This is a genomic window from Microbacterium sp. zg-Y1090, from assembly GCF_030246945.1.
Lineage (GTDB): Bacteria > Actinomycetota > Actinomycetes > Actinomycetales > Microbacteriaceae > Microbacterium > Microbacterium wangruii.
Genome location: NZ_CP126742.1, coordinates 14,072 through 33,031 on the forward strand (window position 1 = coordinate 14,072; position 18,960 = coordinate 33,031).

16 protein-coding genes and 1 tRNA gene are annotated in these 18,960 nt (G+C 70.5%); 6 read left to right on the forward strand and 11 right to left on the reverse strand.

Features of this window, described 5'->3' with window-relative positions; all coding sequences use genetic code 11:
* The first annotated feature begins 52 nt into the window (after nucleotides 1–52).
* Genes QNO26_RS00080 through QNO26_RS00090 form a run of 3 tightly spaced genes read left to right on the forward strand, consistent with a single transcriptional unit; the run spans nucleotide 53 to nucleotide 1,607 of the window.
* Nucleotides 53–814 (forward strand): class E sortase, encoded by a 762-nt coding sequence (locus QNO26_RS00080; RefSeq protein WP_257532490.1) that lies wholly within the window; start codon nucleotides 53–55, stop codon nucleotides 812–814.
* On the forward strand, nucleotides 814–969 hold the full coding sequence (locus tag QNO26_RS00085; RefSeq protein WP_257532492.1) for a hypothetical protein: 156 nt from the start codon (nucleotides 814–816) through the stop codon (nucleotides 967–969). Before QNO26_RS00080 ends, QNO26_RS00085 begins: the two co-directional genes overlap by 1 nt.
* A complete protein-coding gene (locus QNO26_RS00090) occupies nucleotides 966–1,607 on the forward strand; it encodes an anthranilate synthase component II (protein WP_374679385.1) in 642 nt (213 codons plus the stop codon). Before QNO26_RS00085 ends, QNO26_RS00090 begins: the two co-directional genes overlap by 4 nt.
* Here the strand turns inward: QNO26_RS00090 and pknB are convergent.
* The 7 genes from pknB to QNO26_RS00125 all read right to left on the reverse strand — a co-directional run bounded on the left by pknB (nucleotide 1,604) and on the right by QNO26_RS00125 (nucleotide 10,573).
* Nucleotides 1,604–3,307, reverse strand: a complete 1,704-nt coding sequence (pknB, locus tag QNO26_RS00095) for a Stk1 family PASTA domain-containing Ser/Thr kinase (RefSeq protein WP_257638571.1) — start codon at nucleotides 3,305–3,307, stop codon at nucleotides 1,604–1,606. The two genes, QNO26_RS00090 and pknB, sit on opposite strands and share 4 nt — an antisense overlap.
* 69 nt (nucleotides 3,308–3,376) lie before the next feature.
* Nucleotides 3,377–5,146 carry a serine/threonine-protein kinase gene (locus QNO26_RS00100; RefSeq protein ID WP_257532496.1) on the reverse strand — a complete coding sequence of 590 codons (1,770 nt, stop codon included), beginning with the start codon at nucleotides 5,144–5,146 and terminating at the stop codon, nucleotides 3,377–3,379.
* Entirely contained in the window at nucleotides 5,143–6,600 is a 1,458-nt protein-coding gene (locus QNO26_RS00105) for a peptidoglycan D,D-transpeptidase FtsI family protein (RefSeq protein ID WP_257532497.1), read from the reverse strand. Before QNO26_RS00105 ends, QNO26_RS00100 begins: the two co-directional genes overlap by 4 nt.
* Nucleotides 6,601–6,676: 76 nt before the next feature.
* Complete coding sequence (locus QNO26_RS00110) at nucleotides 6,677–8,062, reverse strand: FtsW/RodA/SpoVE family cell cycle protein (RefSeq protein ID WP_257638572.1); 1,386 nt, start codon at nucleotides 8,060–8,062, stop codon at nucleotides 6,677–6,679.
* Nucleotides 8,059–9,297 carry a PP2C family protein-serine/threonine phosphatase gene (locus QNO26_RS00115; RefSeq protein WP_257532501.1) on the reverse strand — a complete coding sequence of 413 codons (1,239 nt, stop codon included), beginning with the start codon at nucleotides 9,295–9,297 and terminating at the stop codon, nucleotides 8,059–8,061. Before QNO26_RS00115 ends, QNO26_RS00110 begins: the two co-directional genes overlap by 4 nt.
* Nucleotides 9,298–9,312: 15 nt before the next feature.
* Nucleotides 9,313–9,843 carry an FHA domain-containing protein FhaB/FipA gene (locus tag QNO26_RS00120; RefSeq protein WP_257532503.1) on the reverse strand — a complete coding sequence of 177 codons (531 nt, stop codon included), beginning with the start codon at nucleotides 9,841–9,843 and terminating at the stop codon, nucleotides 9,313–9,315.
* Nucleotides 9,836–10,573 carry an FHA domain-containing protein gene (locus QNO26_RS00125; protein ID WP_257532505.1) on the reverse strand — a complete coding sequence of 246 codons (738 nt, stop codon included), beginning with the start codon at nucleotides 10,571–10,573 and terminating at the stop codon, nucleotides 9,836–9,838. Before QNO26_RS00125 ends, QNO26_RS00120 begins: the two co-directional genes overlap by 8 nt.
* A gap of 216 nt (nucleotides 10,574–10,789) precedes the next feature.
* Here QNO26_RS00125 and QNO26_RS00130 point away from each other — a divergent pair.
* Nucleotides 10,790–10,873: transfer RNA gene (locus QNO26_RS00130), tRNA-Leu, on the forward strand.
* A gap of 265 nt (nucleotides 10,874–11,138) precedes the next feature.
* Nucleotides 11,139–13,988, forward strand: coding sequence for a M20/M25/M40 family metallo-hydrolase (locus QNO26_RS00135; RefSeq protein WP_257532574.1), 2,850 nt, complete (start codon nucleotides 11,139–11,141; stop codon nucleotides 13,986–13,988).
* A 35-nt stretch (nucleotides 13,989–14,023) separates the two neighbouring features.
* On the opposite strand, the gene QNO26_RS00140 is transcribed toward QNO26_RS00135, so the two are convergent.
* Nucleotides 14,024–14,500, reverse strand: a complete 477-nt coding sequence (locus QNO26_RS00140; protein WP_257532576.1) for a GNAT family N-acetyltransferase — start codon at nucleotides 14,498–14,500, stop codon at nucleotides 14,024–14,026.
* A gap of 143 nt (nucleotides 14,501–14,643) precedes the next feature.
* Between QNO26_RS00140 and QNO26_RS00145 the strand changes: the two genes are divergently transcribed.
* Nucleotides 14,644–14,850, forward strand: coding sequence for a cold-shock protein (locus QNO26_RS00145; RefSeq protein ID WP_257507210.1), 207 nt, complete (start codon nucleotides 14,644–14,646; stop codon nucleotides 14,848–14,850).
* Nucleotides 14,851–14,854: 4 nt separating this feature from the next.
* Here QNO26_RS00145 and QNO26_RS00150 read toward each other — a convergent pair whose 3' ends face one another.
* The 3 genes from QNO26_RS00150 to QNO26_RS00160 form a co-directional block, all read right to left on the reverse strand.
* A complete protein-coding gene (locus QNO26_RS00150) occupies nucleotides 14,855–16,924 on the reverse strand; it encodes a bifunctional lysylphosphatidylglycerol flippase/synthetase MprF (protein ID WP_257532578.1) in 2,070 nt (689 codons plus the stop codon).
* A gap of 62 nt (nucleotides 16,925–16,986) precedes the next feature.
* Nucleotides 16,987–18,237 carry a hypothetical protein gene (locus QNO26_RS00155; protein WP_257638573.1) on the reverse strand — a complete coding sequence of 417 codons (1,251 nt, stop codon included), beginning with the start codon at nucleotides 18,235–18,237 and terminating at the stop codon, nucleotides 16,987–16,989.
* Nucleotides 18,234–18,917 carry an HAD hydrolase-like protein gene (locus QNO26_RS00160; RefSeq protein WP_257532582.1) on the reverse strand — a complete coding sequence of 228 codons (684 nt, stop codon included), beginning with the start codon at nucleotides 18,915–18,917 and terminating at the stop codon, nucleotides 18,234–18,236. The genes QNO26_RS00155 and QNO26_RS00160 overlap by 4 nt, the downstream gene beginning before the upstream one ends.
* Between the last annotated feature and the right edge of the window lie 43 nt (nucleotides 18,918–18,960).

Consider the following 18,960-nt stretch of genomic DNA (forward strand, 5'->3'; position numbering starts at 1 on the left):
CCGTAAGTTTAGCCTTGTGCGCACTCATAGCATGTCTCGTTAGGATCCTCCGGTGACATCGATACCCCCAACCCTCGGCATGCGCACGCGCAGTGCGGCGCCGTCGCGCCGGCCGTCGGCATGGGGAGTGCTCGGCGAAGTCCTCATCACCTTCGGTGTCATCGTGCTGTTGTACGTGGCCTGGCAGATGTGGATCGGGGACGCGATCATCAGCACCCAGCGCCAGGCCGAGGCGCGTGAGGTCACCGAGCAGTGGGCCAGCGCACCCGTCGATCCCGTGCCGGATGCCGCGGAGCCGGCAGCCGAGCCCATCGTGGCCGAGCCGGTCGGCGAAGGCGAGGTCTTCGCGACGCTGCACATCCCGCGCTTCGGCGACGACTGGATCTTCCCCATCGCCGAAGGTGTGAGCAAGACGCAGGTGCTCGACCCCATCGGCGTCGGGCACTATCCGGGCACGCCCATGCCCGGGGCGATGGGCAACGTCGCCCTCGCCGCCCACCGCTACACGCATGGCGCGCCGTTCGAGAACGTGCCGTCGCTGCAGGTGGGAGATGCCATCGTCCTCGAGACCGCCGACGGCTGGTACACGTACCGGTACCGCAACATGGAGTACGTGCGTCCCGACGAGGTCTCCGTGCTCGCGCCGGTGCCGCAGAACCCTGGCGCGGCCGCCGACGGGCGCTACCTCACCCTCACCACCTGCAGCCCGATGTGGTCCACCCAGGAGCGCATCGCCGCCTACGCCGTGTTCGAATCGTTCACCCCTCGCGCCGCGGGCGAACCCGACGCGCTGACCTCGGCCGAAGGAGCCTGATGTACGCAGCACTGTGGCGGGCACTGCCCGGTCCGTGGTGGATCCGCACCATCATCCTGCTGCTTCTCGCAGCCGGCATCCTCTACGGGCTCTTCTTCTACGTCTTCCCCTGGGTGGGGGCGCTCCTCAACTCCGAGGACGTCGTCGTCGGATGATGCGAGGCCGGGTGCTCGTGGTCGACAACCATGACAGCTTCGTGCACACCCTCGTGGGCTACCTCGACGAACTGGGGGCCATGGCATCCCTCGTCGAGGCCGACGCGATCGATGACGCCGACGCGACACTGGCGGGGTTCGACGGCGTGATGATCTCACCCGGGCCGGGCACGCCCGCGCGCGCGGGGGCGTCGATCGCGGTCGTGCACGCCGCCGCCGCGACAGGATTGCCGCTGCTGGGCGTGTGCCTCGGGCACCAAGCCCTCGCCGAGGCGTTCGGGGCGAGCGTCGCCACGGCGCCCGAGTTGATGCACGGCATGACGAGCCGTGTGCACCACGACGGCAGCGCGCTGTACGCCGGGCTTCCGGACCCGTTCACCGCCGGGAGATACCATTCCCTCGCCGTCGTGCCCGAGACGCTGACCCCCGAACTGGTCGTCACCAGCCGCACCCCGGAGGGCGTGGTGATGGGCCTGTCGCATCGCTCGCTGCCGCTCCAGGGTGTGCAGTTCCACCCGGAGAGCGTGCTGACCGAGGGCGGCTACCGGCTGCTGGGCAACTGGCTTGAGCTCGTCGGCGTGACGGATGCCGCGCGGCGCGGCGCCGGTCTGCACCCCCACCGCGGAGCGGTCGTCTAGGACCCGGAGCAGTAGACGAGCGTGACGGTGGAGTGGATCGGCACGTCACCGGGGGCGAGCGACTGCGAGAGCACGACGGGACCACCCGGAGCAGCCGGGCACTCCGGGTTCTCCTCGGTCAGCACCGTCAGCTGCTTGTCGTCCGCCTCGAGCTCGCGCGTGGCGGCCTCGACGGTGTAACCGGCGACATCGATCAGCGTGACCTGGCCGGTCGCCACCTCCAGGTTGACGGCGGTGCCCTCGGGGACCTCGGCGCCCTCCTCCTGCGACGCCGACAGCACCGTGCCCGCGGCAGCGGCGGGATCGTTGCGCATGGTGGCGCTGCCCAGTCGCAGTCCGGCCGATCTGAGCGCCTCATCGGCTGCCGCGCGGTTGAGGCCGACCAGGCGGGGCACGGCCGTCGTCTCCACCCCGGTCGAGACGAAGACGTCGATCTTCTCGCCGATGGCGACGGATGTCCCCGACGCGGGGGAGACGCGGATGACGTTGCCCGCGGCCACCGTGTCGCTCGGCTCCTCCAGGCGAGTCGGCTCGAGGTCCTCGTCGAGCAGCAGCTGCTCCGCGCGCTCGTAGGCCATGTCCGTCACATTCGGCACGATGCGCGCGTTGCTCGGCACTCCGGTGCCGGGCTGGATGCTGACCACCCAGAACACCAGCGATGCCAGCAGCGCGATCAGCAGCACCACGCCGGCCCAGATCCATGCGGCGGGCGGGCCCGACTGCGTGCGCGTCATCGTGGTGTCGGTGGTCAGCTGGCGCAGCGAACGCGCGGTGTCCTGGGCCTGCCGGGGGTCGGGGCCGTAGAGCTGCGACGTCAGCGCGCCGACCTGGCGCTTCGAGGGCGTGCGGCCGTCGACGGCGCTGTCCAGCGCCTCACGGAACGCGGCGGCATCCTGGAATCGCTGGAAGGGATCCTTGGCGAGGGCCCGCAGCACGACGGCGTCGAGGGCTCGCGGCACCGTGGGGTTGACCTCGCTGGGCGGGACGGGCGTCTCGCTGACGTGCTGGTAGGCCACAGCGACCGGGCTCTCCCCGCGGAAGGGCTGCCGGCCGGTGAGCAGCTCGTACAGCACGACGCCGGTGGAGTACACGTCGGCCCGCGCATCGACCGGCTCGCCCTTGGCCTGCTCGGGGGAGAAGTACGCGGCGGTGCCGAGGATGGCGGTGGTGTCGGCCACCGTGGACGATGAGTCGGACACTGCGCGCGCGATGCCGAAGTCCATCACCTTCACCTGGCCGGAGTCGGTGACCATGACGTTGCCGGGCTTGATGTCGCGGTGCACGACACCGGCACGATGGGAGTACTCCAGCGCTTCGAGGATGCCGTCGACGTACCGCACGGCGGTGTCGGCTGCCAGCGGGCCCGCCGCGACGAGGTCTTTGAGCAGCTCGCCGTCGACCAGCTCCATCACGATGTACGGCACCGGGTGCACGGAGCCGTCGGGGTCGGTCTCCGCATCCTCGCCCGCGTCGTAGACGCGCACGATCGTGGGATTCGACATGCGCGATGCCGCCTGCGCCTCGAGGCGGAAACGCGTGCGGAACGCACTGTCCTCGGCGAGATCGCGCTTGAGGATCTTGATCGCCACCGGCCTGCCGAGGGTGAGGTCGTAGCCGCGGTACACCCGAGCCATCCCGCCGCGCCCGATGGGCTCATCGACGCGGTATCGTCCCGAAAGAACGCGCGGCTCAGCCGACACGGTCACCCCCTTGCTCGAACAACCAGCCTAGTCGGTGTGCTCCGCTCGACCTGAGCGGAGCACAGCCGATCACGGCCCGTCGTTCTGCGCGCCCTCGGTCGGCTCGGGCGTCGGAGCCGGCTCAGGCTCAGGCGGTGCGGTGATGAGCGCCGCGGCCTCGCCGGAGGCGCCGGTCGTGCGCTCACCGGCGCTGCCGCCGCTGCAGGTCACGGTGTAGGTGACGATGACCGATTGCCCGGCCGCTCCGGTGATCTGCAGCGGCGCGGAGCGCTCGCTGCTGCCGAAGGCCGAGGACGACTGCCCGTTGGGGAAGACGCCGTTGGTCGCGGTGAGGTTGTACGAGCTGACGCTGCCCTGACCGGACGGGCAGGAGTACCCGGGCCAGGTCACCTGCACGGTCGTGCCGGTCTCCACCGGGCTCGACAGCGTGGGTGCGCCGGGGTTCTCCAGGGCGACCTGGCCGCCGTAGTAGATGAGCTGCACGACCGTGCCCAGCGGCAGGTTGCCGGTGGTGGGGACGCGGTAGATCAGGCCCTGGCTCGCCTCGTTGGGGGCGGGGTCGCCCTCCACGCAGTCCGCTCCGAGGCCGAGTTCCTGCAGCACGGCAGAGGCCTGTTCGCAGGTGAGTCCCTCGAGGTCACCGGCGCTCACGGCGACGGTCTCGGGGGTCGACGGTGTCGCTGACGGGCTCGGCGCGCGGCTCGGGGTGGACGAGTTCGTCGGCGAAGGGGTCGGCTCGGGCTGCTGGTTGGACAGCAGTGCCCACACGGTGCCGCCCAGCACGAGCAGCAGCAGCACGATCAGGCCGATCAGCGGCCAGGTCCAGCGGTTGCGCTTGGGCTTGGGCTTGTCCGTCACGCCCTCGACAGCCGCGTCGTCGCCGGTGGCCGCCATCGTGGCGGTCGCCGGCAGCAGCCGCGTGGCATCCTGCGTGCTCAGCCCGGGGGTGAGCAGCTGGGTGACCTCGTCGACGGCGACGCCCCCGGCGATGGCCGGCACGGCAGCGACGGCGGCAGTGAGGTCGCCGCGCCGCAGCGCGGTGGCGGCGCGGGCGACGGCCGACGCCGTGGCGGGCCGGTCGTCGGGCTTCTTGGCGATCATCGCCATCACGAGGTTCTGCACCGGCAGCGGCACCGACTCGGGAAGGGGCGGTGCCTGCTCGTTGATCTGCGCCATCGCGATGGCGACCTGCGACTCACCCGTGAACGGGCGCTTGCCCGCCAGGCACTCGTACGCGACGATGCCGAGCGAGTAGATGTCGGTGGCGGGGGATGCCGGGTGACCCGATGCCTGCTCGGGGGAGAGGTACTGCACCGTGCCCATGACCTGACCGGTGGCGGTCAAGGGCACCTGGTCGGCGATGCGCGCGATGCCGAAGTCGGTGATCTTGACGCGGCCATCAGGGGTGATCAGCAGGTTTCCGGGCTTGATGTCGCGGTGCACGAGGCCGGCCGCGTGGGCGGCCTGCAGAGCGAGCGACGTCTGAGCGACGATGTCGAGCGTCTTGTCGGGCGAGAGCGATCCCTCGCGCTCGAGGATCGTCGACAGAGCCTCGCCGGGGACGAGCTCCATCACGAGGAAGGCGCTGCCGTTCTCCTCGCCGTAGTCGAACACGCTGGCGATGCCCTCGTGGTTGACGAGTGCGGCGTGACGGGCCTCGGCGCGGAAGCGCTCGAGGAACCCGGGGTCGCCCATGTACTCGTCTTTGAGGATCTTGATGGCGACGGTGCGGCCGATGACGTGGTCGGTCGCCTCCCACACCTCGCCCATGCCGCCGATCGCGATCCGCGAGTCCAGCTCGTATCGGCCGCCGAAGGTCACTCCCTGCGTCGGTCTCATCTGCTCAGCACCGCCTCCATGACCTTTGCCGCGATCGGAGCCGCGATCCTGTTGCTGCTGCCAGACTGGCCCAGTCCGCCGCCGTTCTCGACCACGACGGCCACGGCGACCCGAGGGTCGTCGGCCGGAGCGAAACCTGTGAACCACAACGTGTAGGGATCGTCCACCCCGTTCTCCGCGGTACCGGTCTTCCCGGCGACGTCTACGCCGTCTATTGTTGCACCGCTTGCGATGCCCGTTTGGACATTCGCCACCATCATCCTCGTCATGGATGCCGCTACTTCCTCCGAGACGGCACGGCCGTACTCGGTGTCGTCGAATGACTGCTGCTGGGTGAAGTCCGCAGCGATGATCGCCTCGACCATCCGGGGGTTCATCACGACGCCCTGATGGGCGATTCCGGCGGACACCATCGCCATCTGCAGGGGAGTGGCCCGCACGTCTCCCTGGCCGAAGCCGGACAGTGCCGTCTGCGCGTCGTCGAGGACCGTGGGGTAGACCGAGGGGGTCGACTCCAGCGGCATGGTGAAGGAGGAATCGAAGCCGAACTTCTCCGCCTCGTCGCGGATGACGTCGTCGCCGAGCCGCACGGCGAGCTCGGCGAACGGGATGTTGCAGCTCAGCCGCAGCGCGTCGGCGATGGTGACCTCCTCGCCGGGGCCGCAGGTGCCGCCGCCGGCGTTGCGCACGATGCTCGAGGACTGCGGGAGCGTGTAGGCGGCCGGGTTGGGGAGCGTGGACTGGGCCGTCCATTCACCCGTCGACAGCGCAGCCGACGCCACGACCAGTTTGAAGGTCGAACCCGGGGGGTTGAGCCGGCCGGCGATCGCACGGTTGTCGAGGGGCTGCAGCGGGTCGTCGAGCAGCGCGGCCTCGGTCGCCTCGACCGCCGCGGCGTCGTGGACGGCGAGGAGGTTCGTGTCGTAGCTGGGGCTCGAGACCATCGCCAGGATGCGTCCGGTGGCGGGCTCGATCGCCACGACCGCGCCCTGCAGGTCGCCGAGGGCCTCGAAGGCCGCCCGCTGCGCGGCGGCGTCGAGGGTGAGCACGACGTTCGACCCGCGCGGCTGCTGACCGCTGATGATCTGCTCGATGCGGGCGAGGAACTGCGAGTCGGCGGTGCCGCTGAGCTCCTGGTTCATCGCGCGCTCCATGCCGGTGGCCGAGCCCAGCACGGGGTTGATGAAGCCGGTGACCGGAGCCCACATGTACGGATCGGTGTAGACCCGCTGCCAGCTGTAGAGGTCGTCGGTCGGCACCGACGCCGCGATCGCGGCACCGCTGGCGATGATCGCGCCGCGCTGCACCTCGAAGGTGTCGTACAGGGCACGTCGGTTGAGCGGGTTGGCGCTGAGGTCATCGGCCTGCACCACCTGGATGACGCTCGTCGAGACGAACAGCGCCAGGAACATGGCGAGCACCAGCATCGACAGCCGTCGCAGTTCTTTGGTCATCGGATCACCTCGCTGAGGGCGCTGGAGACCACTGGCCGGTCCCTGAGCCGCGCCGCAGGCGCGTGTCGAAGGGTGGTCATCCGATCACCACCCGGGGTCGGCTGCGCACGGCATCCGAGATGCGCAGCAGCAGTGCCACGATGATCCAGTTCGCCACGAGTGACGATCCGCCCGCTGCGAGGAACGGGGTGGTCAGTCCGGTCAGCGGAATGATGCGGGTGACGCCGCCCACCATGATGAACACCTGCAGCGCGAGGGTGAACGACAGGCCGGTGGCGAGCAGCTTGCCGAAGTCGTCCTGCCCGGCCAGCCCGATGCGGATGCCGCGGCTGGTGAACACCATGTACAGGCAGAGGATCGCGAAGACGCCGATGAGCCCGAGCTCCTCACCGAGGCTGGGGAAGATGTAGTCGCTCTGCGACAGCGGGGTCATCCACGGCCGGCCCTGACCGAGACCCGTGCCGACCAGGCCGCCCTGCGCCAGGCCGAAGATGCCGTTGGCGAGCTGGAAGGTGCCGGCGCCGGCCTCGTACAGCTCGGGGTCGAAGGCGTTCAGCCAGTTCTCGAACCGGCCGCCGACGTAGGGCAGCACGCGGGATGCCAGGAAAGCGCCGCCCGCGGCGAGGATCAACCCGATGAGGACCCAGCTCGTCTTGCCCGTCGCGACGTACAGCATGGCGACGAACATGCCGAAGATGAGCAGGCCGGTGCCGAGGTCCCGCTGCAGCACGATGATGCCGAGCGACGCCAGCCAGATCACCAGCAGCGGCCCGAGCTCCCGGGCGCGGGGCCAGGTCATGCCGAGCACCCTCGTGCCCACCGAGGTGAGGGACTCCCGCGTGCGCACGAGGTAGCCGGCGAAGAAGATCGCCAGGGCGATCTTGGCCAGCTCGCCGGGCTGGAAGGAGAAGATGCCCAGGCTCACCCAGACGTCCGCGTTGGCGTCGGCACCCAGTCCGGGCACGATCGGCAGGAGCATCAGCAGGATGCCGAGCAGCCCGAACAGGTAGGTGTACCGGAACAGCACCCGGTAGTTGCGCAGCGCGAGGACGACGGCGATCGCCCCGAGGACGGCGATCGCCGTCCAGGCCAGCTGCCGGTTGGACGTCGCGCCCCAGCCCGTGCTGTCGAAGTACAGATCGATGCGGTAGATCATCGCGATGCCGAGGCCGGTGAGCACGGTGGCGATCGGCACGACGAAGGGGTCGGCGTCGCGGGCGACCAGGCGCAGCACGATGTGCAGCGCGAGGACGAGCACGGTCAGTCCGCCGCAGTAGAGGAGGAAGCTCGGGTCGAGTGCGTCGTTCGCGCCCAACTGCACGAGCGCCACGGCGGCGGTGTTGACGATGAAGGCGAAGATCAGCAGTCCGAGTTCGCGATTGCGCTGGGTCTGCGGCATCCGGAGCTTGCGCAGCGCCTTGATGACGGCGGTGTCGGTCTTCACATCGGCGGGAGCGGTCATGGCATCTCCTCCGCCGTGTCGCGCAGCTGTGTGACGATGCGGCGGGCGTCGTCCAGCGAACCGGCCGAGATCGTCTGCTCGACGCTGTCGCGCACGAACGCGGGCAGATCGGCCAGCTCGATGCCGGTGTCGCGGTAGGGGGTCGACAGCGACAGCGGGCCGATCGTCTGCTGGATGCCGCGGTAGATCACCACCGTGTCGTCGTCCGCGCCGACGTAGAACCGCGTCTGCGTCCAGGAGTACCCCGCGAACAGGCCGCCGGCGAGCAGCACGAGAACGCCGACCGTCGCGAGAACCCACCAGATGCGGCGGCTGCGGGCGCGGCGGCGATCCTCTTCGATGAGTTCTTCGAGGAACTCGGCGGCCGGCTCGAAGTGCGTGGGTTCGTTGGCAGCCTGCCGGCCGGTGTGCAGCCAGCCCGCTCGCGCGGGACGGACGGCGGGGACCTCGATGCCCGTCGGATTGGATGCGGAGCCGACGACGGTGGGGGTGCCGAGGAAGACGGGGTGCTGCCCGCCCACGTCGACGAGCACGATCGTGACGTTGTCGGGGGCTCCGCCGTCCAGCGCCTGGCGCAGCAGCACGTCGGCGGTGCGCCCCGGGGGCAGACCCTGGCCGAGGGCCTTCGCGGTGTGGGCCTCATCGACGACGCCCGACAGTCCGTCCGAGCACAGCAGCCAGCGGTCGCCGGGCTGGGTCGGCATGATGAAGGTGTCGAGCTCGGGGTCGGCGTCCATGTCGCCGAGCACGCGCATGAGCACCGAGCGACGGGGGTGGAAGCGGGCCTCCTCGGGCGTGATGCGGCCGGAGTCGACCAGGCGCTGCACGAAGGTGTGATCGGTCGTGATCTGGGTGAGCGTGTCGTCGCGGTAGAGGTAGACGCGGGAATCGCCGATGTGGGCGAGCACGGCGTAGTCGTCCACCATGATGAGGGCGCTGAGGGTGGTCCCCATGCCCGCGAGCTCCGGCTTGGCCTTGACCGTCTCGATCAGCTGCGTCGCGGTGTCGGCGACGGCGTCGCGCAGTGCGAGCTCGGCATCCGAGGGGGAGTCGTACGTGCGGTCCAGCTCGGCCAGGCGGGTGATCGCGATGCTCGAGGCCACGTCACCGCCGGCGTGACCGCCCATGCCGTCCGCGACGGCGAACAGGTTCGACCCGGCGTAGCCGGAGTCCTGGTTGTTGGAGCGCACCTTGCCGGTGTGCGAGATCGCAACGCTCGAACCCTGGAAGACCATGTGCCGACGTACCGCTTACTTCCGCAGCTCGAAGGTCGTCGCGCCCACCTTGATGGGAGCGCCGACCTTGATCGCCACCGGCGAGGCCACGCGCTGGCCGTCGTGCCAGGTGCCGTTGGTCGAATCGAGGTCCTGGATCATCCACTGATCCCCCCACAGCACGAGGCGTGCGTGGTGGCTGGAGGTGTAGTCGTCGCGGATCACCAGACCCGATTCGCTGGACCGGCCGATGGTGAGCGGCTCGGTGCCGAGGGGCAGCTCGAGCCCGGTCTTCGGGCCGCTGGTGATCACGATGCGGCTGACGGTGCCGGTCGTGGCGGGTCCGCCGGACCGCGGCGCCGGTGCGGCTGCGGGACGCCCCACCGGCGCGGTGGCTGCAGCGGGGGCGCTGGCGGCGGGAGCCGCGGCGGCGGGGGTGGGCTCGGGGAGCTTGCGCACCTTCACGCCGAACAGGTCGGCGCGCAGGGAGTAGACCACCGCGAAGACGAAGAACCACAGCAGAACCAGGAAGCCGATGCGCAGCAGCAGCAGGGTCAGCTCACTCACCGGAGCCTCCTCGCACGTCGAAGCGGCGGGTGGTGTCGTCCGGCCGGGTGGCGGGACGCGGCGGCTGAGCCTGCGCCACGACACGGAAGACGATGTCGGTGCGTCCGATGGTGACGGTCGAGTCCGGCGGAAGCGGCGCCTCGGTGATGCGGCTGCCGTCGAGCTTGGTGCCGTTGGTGGAGCCGAGGTCGCGCACCATGGCGCGCTCGCCATCCCAGAGGATCTCCACGTGCTTGCGGCTGGTGCCGGCGTCGGCGATGGTGATGTCGGCGTCGCTGCCGCGGCCGATGACGGTGCGGCCCTTGGTCAGCGGATGCCGCGTGCCGTTGATGTCGACCACGCCACGCCATGCCACGGTGCCCTGGGCGCTCTGCGAGTCGACCCGCAGGGTGCCGGTGGTCAGGCCGGGGTCGGCTGTGACGTTGATGGTCACGGGTCCGGCGAAGGAATAGCCCTGCGCGCGGGCGTGGCCGGTGACGAGGGTGTTCAGTTCATCGCCGAGCGTGGGGCCGAGGGCCTGCATGCGGGACTCGTCACTGGGCGCCAGGCGCACCGTGAAGCTGTTGGGCGCGAGAATGCGGTCGCGGCTGACGACCGCGGCCTTGGTGTCGAGTTCGGCGCGCAGTGCCGAAGCGATCTCGACAGGCTGTACGCCGCTGCGGAAGGTCTTTGCGAAGGCGCCGTTGACGGCGCGTTCGAGCCCCTTCTCGAAGCTGTCTAGTAGTCCCACACGACTCCTCAGGCAGGCAGACCGGTCGCTTCATGCTAGTTGCAACCGCTGGGAGATCGTGCGCACACCGGTGGTGATCCCCGGAATTCCGCGGTTCGCGGGGGCGTGGACAGGGCGATTCCGGCCTCTTCGCGCCGTCATCGCGGGTGGATGCGTGCGAAGCGCACCCACGGATCGTGATATTCTCGGGAAGTTGAGTCCGCGCATGCGCGGCTCGCGCGAGTGGCGGAATAGGTAGACGCGCTGGCTTCAGGTGCCAGTGCCCGTAAGGGCGTGGGGGTTCAAGTCCCCCCTCGCGCACGACAGTGCGACGAACGGCCGGAGAGTGATCTCCGGCCGTTTCGCGTTTCTGTGGCACGTCGTAGCGCTGACCTGGGGGCGGTCGCAACCGTTGACAAGGCTGGGAGGTCCCTGACAGCGTGGCGGGCGAAACGGATGCCCCAACTCCGTTTGATCGAGGGAGATCGAGAGTATGCGGAGAAAGCCGATCGCGCTGACGCTGGGCGTGTCCTTGCTTCTGTCCACGTGTGTCCTCACCGGCCAGGGTGCCGCGGCCACAGAAAGGGTGGCCGCTGATCGTCTGGTGCCCGACGTCGGCTACGACCTGTCGGTCACCGAGGACGAGCGCGACATCGTGCACGCCGAGGTCGAGGCGTGGGCGGGCCTCGTGAGCGACGCCCGCGTCGGCGACGGGAGTTACGACCCGCTCACCCTGGTCGGCGCCATGCTCGACGGCTCGAGCTACGACTCGATCTCGCGCGGTGGCACGGCGGCGACGCGGTATCCCTTCCCCGTCAGCAACACGCCGGCCAACCAGTACGAGTACGACCGCAAGGTCGCCAAGCTCGCGTGGGTCGTCAGGCTCGCCCAGGACCTCGGCTTCCCGGTCGTCGTCCAGCGGCAAGCCGACAAGTACGTCTACGTCGAGATCGGCGACCCGGAGGCGCCCGAGATGATCATGGCGCTGAGCCACCTCGACTCGCCGACGGCATCCGTCTCCGCCGCCCAGCTCGAGCGCTGGCGGGATGCCGATGGCAACCTCGGCACCGAGGGCGCCTACCACGCGCCCTATATCAAGGACGGCTGGATCTACGGAGCCGGCATCCAGGACGACAGCGGCCCCACGCTGGCCACGCTGCTCGCTGCGAAGGCGCTGATGGAGGCCGGCCTGCCGATGGACCGGCGCATCCGCATCGCGATGGGCATCTACGAGGACGGCGGCCCCGGCACCCCCACGGCGGCCGACACTGCGACGTTCCAGTCCATCCCGTACAACGCGAACCCCAGCTTCTACGACAACTGGGCGTACAAGAACCTCAATCGCGAGGAGATGCCGATCGCGGCCTACACGTCCGACTCGCGCTTCCCCGTCATCGTCGGCAACTCCGGCTCGGTCACCCCCTCGGTCTCGATGGATCTGTCGGCCGACACCGGCCGCGCGTTCCGGCTGACGGAGGCGACAGCGGGAGTGACCCTGCGTGAGGGCGATCCGACGCTGAAGGACATCGCCTACGGCAGCACCACCCAGATCGCGTCCCGTGCGATCTTCACCCTCGACGTGACGGGCGCCACCCCCGCCGAGCGCGAGCGATTCGTCGCGGCCGTCACCTCCGCCGCCACCGCCCGCGGCTGGCTGCCTGCCGCGGCGGGCACCACGCCCAAGGTGCAGACCGCCCTCACCGGGGACGTGCTCACCATCGAGGTCAACACCGACGTGGCGATGGAGATGCCGACCCCGCAGTACGGCAAGAACGCCGTGGTGTGGGGCATGTCATTGCTCTCCGAGGGACTCGGCGCACTCGGCGTCACGGCTGAGGACATGCAGCTGAAGAAGGCCGCCGAGGGCATCACCGACCTGTTCTTCCGCGACGGCGTGGAGGGGGAGGCCTACATCGGCGCCTACATGGGCATCCCGGCCGATCTGCTGCGCAACCCGAGCAACGGTGTCCCGAATCTGACGTTCGCGCTCATGGCCAACATCAACTCCGAGACGCCACGAAGCTTCTACACGGCGGACTCCGGCAGTCTCCGCATGCCGCTGTACGTGCGCAGCATGCATGTCACCGCGGATGACGCCAGCCGCGCCACCGCGGCGGTCACCGAAGCGTTCGAGTCGCGGGGGTTCGCGATCGGGGCACTCGGAGCACCCATCGGCGCGGGACTGTACGTCACCCACGACAACCCGCTGACCGCGCTGCAGTTCGGCAGCTATCAGGCCTCGATCGACCACGATCCGGCGGAGTTCGCCGACCCGTACGCCCTGCGGGACATCGTCTACCCGCAGGGGACGACCGGCGGCACCCTGGCCAGCAACTTCCGCAACAAGATGACCGCATTCGGTGCGGTCATCCCCGGCAACGAGCGCTGGTGGCACACCGCCAATGAGCGGATGCGCCTGGACTCGGCCGTGCAGATGACCAAGATGATGGCCGACGGGATGCTGGAGATGGCTCGCTACTCCGGGCCCGCCGGTGCGCAGTTCATGTGGGCCGACATCCCTGGCATGAACGCGGATCGCGCCGACCTCGATCTGCTCGACGTGACCATCGGCACCTACGAGGACGCATCGTCCGCGGTCGGCGCGGGCGCGCTCGGCGACCAGGCACTGCTCGGGGCCACCGCCTTCACCATCCCGATGTGGGAGCGGCGCGGCAACAACGCGCCGACCGCGGCGGCGTTCGCCCTGGGCCACGCGCCGGGCGGCGTGTACCTGCCGCTGGACGACCCGGAGCTGCTGGCATCCACCTACGTTGCACCGATGCGTCTGGAGTTCAAGGTGGAACGCCCCGCCCACATGTCGGATGAGGCCTGGCAGACCTTCGTCGACGGCGGCTACGGCGATTTCGCCTTCAACGTGCTCGTCGGCGACGGCGTGGTGCCGCTGGCCGTGCCCGAAGGCCAGCGTGCAGACCAGTACTTCTCGTCGCGCGTCTCGGCCACGAACGCCGACGCGGTCTACCTGTCCGTCAACCTCGCGATCGCCGACGCCCCCTACGCGGGTGTGCAGGCGGTCCTGGCCGATTCGAAGACCGACCTCTACACCGTCAATCCCACCTTCCTCGAGACGAACGCCGATCCGTTCCCCGAGCGCGGAGCCGTCGAACAGCGCGGGTTCTTCCTGCTCGGCGACGGTGTGAAGAACGCGGAGTTCTCCTCTCCCGACGCGGTCTACGTCACGGTCGACAACGCGGTCGTCGATGCTGAGCCGTCGGCAGTGGTCACGAAGCTGCCGGGCAAGACGAATGAACTGACCATCACGGTCGCCGAGACGCGCGTCGACGGATCCGACTCCTCCGTCACCGCGACGTTCACCATCTCCAACAACGCCGCCGGCACGTACACCGTGGGCGAGCACCGGGTGTACGTCGAGACGAAGGGCAACACCCAGGTGCGGAAGATCTCCATCGTGGAGTGAGGCGGGGCGGTGGGCTCCGAGCGGAGCCCGCCGTCTCAGACCCCGTCGAGGACGGGCGGCAGCGAGTACAGGCGCTCGCCGGGGCCGAGGCCCTCCGCGCGTTCCGCTGACACGTCGGCGAAGCCGTTGTGCTCGGCGACGGCCGCGGCGGCCGCGTCGCCGGCGTTCACGATGGCGAAGAGCGGTCGGATCGGCTCGAGTGAGATCAGCAGACGCAGGGCCTCGGTGGCGACGCCGCGACCGCGCGCCGAAGGGCTGATCCAGACGTTCACGAAGCGGTCGTCGCCCGCCGGCCCCGCCACCGCCGTGCCGACGAAGTCGCCGTCTTCGGTCACGGTGAACAGAGTGGTGTCCGCGGACGCGAGATCGGCCGCCATCGCCTGGTCGAATCGGGCGCGGTCCTCGTCGCTCGGCGCCGGCGCGGATGCCGGATCGGCGTCGCCGCGCCACATCATCTCGAACACGGCGTCGAGGTCATCATCGCCCATCGGTTGCAGCGCCACATGTCCCATCCGTTCACGCTACCGGTGTCGCCGGAGGCACATGCAACGGTTTCGTCACTGTCGAAATAAGGGGGCTGACGCGGCGAGTCTCTTTCGTTAGCGTATGGATCGTCGGGGCGACCGCTTCGGCATCCTCAGCACGAAGGCAGTTCATGGCTACGCAGGGCACCGTCAAGTGGTTCAACTCCGAGAAGGGCTTCGGCTTCATCGCTCCCGACGAAGGCGGCGCTGACGTCTTCGCTCACTACACCGCCATCCAGGCCGGCGGATACCGCTCGCTGGAGGAGAACCAGCGGGTCGAGTTCGAAGTCGCGCAGGGCCCCAAGGGCCTGCAGGCGGAGAACATCCGCCCCATCTGATCGATCAGTCGCCCTCGCCGCGCACGAGTACGAGCCCGGCGTCGGCGAACTGGCGCAGGGACGCGTCCGGGAGGAATGCCCGGACGAGTCCCGCGCCGATCCTCGGCAGGTCGCTCTCATCGCGGTAGAGCAGGTGGAGCGTGTCGTAGCGAGGGTGGAACTTCTCCTTGAAGCGGTGCAGCGAACGGAAGCCGTACACCGGCTCCAGAGACTGGGCCAGCCGCTCGCTGAGCGCGGCGATGACCCCGGCCCCCGGCGGGTAGTGGTGCGTCAGCGGAGCACCGGACAGCGACATCAGCTGCGCGCCCTCCGCGGAGAACTGCAGCGCGCTGGAGCCGATGAGGTACTCCATCACGGGCACGAAGCCGCCCTCGCGCCGCCGCATGAGGTCGAGGGTCCAGCCGGTGACCGTGCCGCCGGCGCCGTACACGGGCAGCCATGACAGGAACCCGTCGACATCGCCGTCGGGGGAGATCGCCAGGGCCAGCCGCACTTCGGGATCGCGCGCCTCATCGAGGGTGCCCAGGGTGAAGCCCATCTCGGGCAGGTCCTTCCCCCCGACCCATGACTGGGAGATCACCCGCAGCTGCGCCTGCACGCCCCAGCTCTCGTCGATCAGGCGGGTGAGGCGGAAGGTCATGCCCTCGCGCCGGGCTCGGTTGAGGGAGGTGCGCACCGGCTTCCAGGCGTTGCCGCCGAACTGCAGGCCGGGCAGGTCGACGATCGTGTCATCGGCGACGACCAGGCTGCGCCAGCCGGCCGGAGCCGCCTGGCGGGTCGCGTCGGAGGCGCCGAACCAGCAGGGCACGATGCCCGCGCGCTCGGATGCCGCGGCGAACTCCCACACCGATCCCGCCCGCCCGTCGGCGGGGCCCAAGGGGTCGGCGAGGGCGATGGCGACCCCGGCGTGGCGCTGATAGGCGACGATGCCGGTGGTGGTGCGCAGATACGACATGTCCTTCCACGTCGTCATCCACGACAGCGTCCCGCCCCCATGGGCCCGCAGCAGGAGCGCGGCATCCTCGGCGGTCGGCTCAGGGTCGGTGCCGATCGTCGCGTGGCGCCCCGCGCGGAACGCCGCCCGCGACCAGACCAAGTACGCGAGGAAGATCGCCCAGACCCCCGCCTCGGCGACAAGCGGTGCCGGGTCGCCGCCGAACGCGTCGTCGGGCACGCCCGGCACCCGCACGCCGACCCCGACCACGATCGACCACGCGATGTTCACCGCGGCGAGCACGATGCTCACGATCCACGCCCACCGGCGCCCGCGCCGCAGTCCGTGCGCCACCACCATGAGCAACACGACGTCGACGACGACGTTGACCAGCGGTGACGACGCAGCGTCGCTCCCTCCGAAAGGGCCGCTCGTGGGGGCGATGAAGGAGAGCACCTCCGCCGTCGCGATCGCGAGGGCGGTCGTGAACCCCAGGAACCGGCGTTCCCGCAGGGTGGTGCGCCACGCGGCGAGAGGGCGCTGCACCACCAGCACGAGCAGAACCGCGAACGCATGCACGACGTCGGCGAGTGTCGCCCAGAACAGCAGCAGCACGGCGCAAGCGCCGATGACGACGAACCACACCCGCTCGCGCCAGGGCGAGCGCATGGCCGATGCCGAGGCCGCGATGCAGGCCATCGTCCCGCCAGACGGGCCGACGTCGAGCGACGCCGCCTGCGCGGCGGCCCACGGCCACGGCCACGCCAGTGACGCCGCGGCGATGAAGCCGATCATCGCGAGCACCCCTACGAGCTGGCCTGCGGTGAACCAGCTCAGCGCGATCCGGGAACCCCGGCGAAACTCCAAGAAGGCCACGCCGGCGAAGCCGGACACCACGATGACGTAGAGCCACGGCGGGTCGCTGAAGAAAGTGCCCGTGAGGGGCGTCCACCACCGCCCGTCGGCGAACGCGGGGACGCCGTAGGCCACCTGGTCCCAGAGGGGGGACCGCGACAGCGGACGCCACAGCGCCTGGGACCCCACCGCGCAGACCAGCAGCAGAACCACGAGGCTCAGAGCGACCGGGAGCCGTCTGGCCACTCGCGGCAGCAGACGTCGTGACGCGGTGCCCTCGGTCATGAGGACACCCTAGGCGTGCGACCCGGGCAGCCGCAGGGTCGTCGCGGGATTCGCGTGGCGGATCAGCGTGCCAGGCGGGCGTACGCCGCCAGCGCCTCGGCATCCTCGGCGTGCCGGATCGCCCGGCGGGCGGCATCCAGCGCGGAGACCGGGTCCTGAGACTGCCGGGCCGCGGCCATCTCCCGCTGAGCGGCGTCGAGGCGCACGCGGGCGTCTGCTCCCGCGCCGGCGGCCGCGCCCTCCGCCCGGGCGAGGGCGCCTCGTGCTGCGGCGAGGGTGCCCGGCAGAGCCGAGCGCGCACCGCGCAGACGCTGCTGGGCGGTGCGGGCGTCGCCGAGGGCGAGATCCAGTCGGCCGCGCAGGCGGGCCAGCTCCGCAACCGTCGCCGTCGGTCGGCGCGCGGCGTCGGATTCCAGCGCGGCGACGCCGTCGGCCACCGCTCGCAGTTCGGCGCTCAGCCGCTCGGCGTCGGCGGGCTCCAGGTCGTCGCGCGTGCGACCCGCCTGCGCGATGGCGGTGCGGGCGGCCTCGAACTCCTGCGGCACCGCGAGGGCGGCATCCGTGACGAGCCGGTAGGCCTCATCGAGACTGCGGGAGGCGGTCTCCGCCCGGCGCAGTTCCCGCTGCGCGGCGGTGAGCTCCGGCAGCGCGCTGCGCGTGGGGTCGGCGGCACTCAGCCGTGCCGCGGCGATGCGGGTCTCCGCGGCGGCGAGGGCGGCGGATGCCGTGCGCGCGGCGGCATCCGCGTCACGCCACTCGGCGGCGTCATAGCGACTCGACAGGTCGGCCACGAGGGTCCCGGGATCCCCGAGCTCGGTGCGCAGGCGTGCGAGACGGTGGGTGGCGGCGTCGACCTGCGCGCTCGCCGATCCGTGCGCCCGCACCCACTCGTCGTGCACGGCCCTGGCCTGCGTCACGGCCGCCAGAGCGCCGTCGACACGGGCGCGGATGCGGGCGGCCGTGCGCCGCGCCTCGGTCGGGTGCGCGCCATCGAGGTCGCGGAACGCCTCGAACGCCTGGTCGCGCACGTGCTGCGCCGTCATGCGCGCGCGGCGCAGCGACGGGGGAGCGGCGCCGTCGTAGAGGGCGCCCGACAGCTCCACCTCGAGGTCGAGCTCGGCAACGGCGTCGTCGAGCTGCACCAGCGCCGAGCCGGCGCGCGTGCGCTCGGCGTCGGCCGCCGCGCGGGCGCGCGGTCCTCGACCGGCCCGCCGGAGCGCCCAGAGGCCCGCAGCCACGAGCAGGGCGGTGACCCCGAACACGACGAGGGCCGGGATGATCCAGCCCGCGGCGCCCTCCGGGTCGACGCTCATCCGGCGGAATCCTCCACCAGCAGCAGCGCCCGCAGCTGTGCGACCGAGTCGACGACGGCCGATGCCCCCTCGGCCTCATGAGGCCAGCTGAACCCCCAGCGCACGAAGATGACCGGCACATCGTGCTCCGCTCCCCCCTCGACGTCGTGATGACGGTCGCCGATCAGCACGGGGCGGCTGGTGTCCGCGCCCGCCGCTCGCAGGCGCCGCAGCGACTCGGCGACGATGTCCGCCTTGGCGCTGAGGGTGCGCTCGTCGGCGGTCGCGCCGACGATGGCGGCGAGGTGGGGGGAGAGCTCGAAGTGCTCCATCAGAGCGAGCACCTGGATCTCGGGTTTCGAGCTCGCCGTCGCCTGCGCGATGCCGGCCGCGGCCAGGTCCGCCATGAGGTCGGCGATGCCGGGGTACAGCCGAGCGTCGCGGGTGTACCCGTCGGCCTTGCCCAGCCTGCGGTAGAAGGCGACCGCCTCGGCGGACTGCTCCGGGGTCATCCCCACGTTGGTCTGGAACGACTCGAACATCGGCGGGCCGATCCAGTGCACCAGCTCGGCGCGGGTGGGTGCGGGCTTGCCGTAGTGCTCGAGCGTCAGGGCGAGGCGGCGGAGGATCCCCACCGAGGCATCGACGACCGTGCCGTCGACGTCCCAGAGGACGCAGGTGAAGGGGGACCGCAGCGGCATCCCCCCACCCTAATCCGCCCCCTGCCGCAGCGGGACGGGGATC

What these genes read in the sequence shown, in the direction of transcription:
- QNO26_RS00085 (WP_257532492.1), top strand. Translation starts at nt 814, where the DNA reads ATGTACGCAGCACTGTGGCGGGCACTGCCCGGTCCGTGGTGGATCCGC.
- QNO26_RS00090 (WP_374679385.1), top strand. Translation starts at nt 966, where the DNA reads ATGATGCGAGGCCGGGTGCTCGTGGTCGACAACCATGACAGCTTCGTG.
- QNO26_RS00100 (WP_257532496.1), bottom strand. Translation starts at nt 5,146, where the DNA reads ATGAGACCGACGCAGGGAGTGACCTTCGGCGGCCGATACGAGCTGGAC.
- QNO26_RS00105 (WP_257532497.1), bottom strand. Translation starts at nt 6,600, where the DNA reads ATGACCAAAGAACTGCGACGGCTGTCGATGCTGGTGCTCGCCATGTTC.
- QNO26_RS00110 (WP_257638572.1), bottom strand. Translation starts at nt 8,062, where the DNA reads ATGACCGCTCCCGCCGATGTGAAGACCGACACCGCCGTCATCAAGGCG.
- QNO26_RS00115 (WP_257532501.1), bottom strand. Translation starts at nt 9,297, where the DNA reads ATGGTCTTCCAGGGTTCGAGCGTTGCGATCTCGCACACCGGCAAGGTG.
- QNO26_RS00140 (WP_257532576.1), bottom strand. Translation starts at nt 14,500, where the DNA reads ATGGGACATGTGGCGCTGCAACCGATGGGCGATGATGACCTCGACGCC.
- QNO26_RS00145 (WP_257507210.1), top strand. Translation starts at nt 14,644, where the DNA reads ATGGCTACGCAGGGCACCGTCAAGTGGTTCAACTCCGAGAAGGGCTTC.
- QNO26_RS00150 (WP_257532578.1), bottom strand. Translation starts at nt 16,924, where the DNA reads ATGACCGAGGGCACCGCGTCACGACGTCTGCTGCCGCGAGTGGCCAGA.
- QNO26_RS00155 (WP_257638573.1), bottom strand. Translation starts at nt 18,237, where the DNA reads ATGAGCGTCGACCCGGAGGGCGCCGCGGGCTGGATCATCCCGGCCCTC.
- QNO26_RS00160 (WP_257532582.1), bottom strand. Translation starts at nt 18,917, where the DNA reads ATGCCGCTGCGGTCCCCCTTCACCTGCGTCCTCTGGGACGTCGACGGC.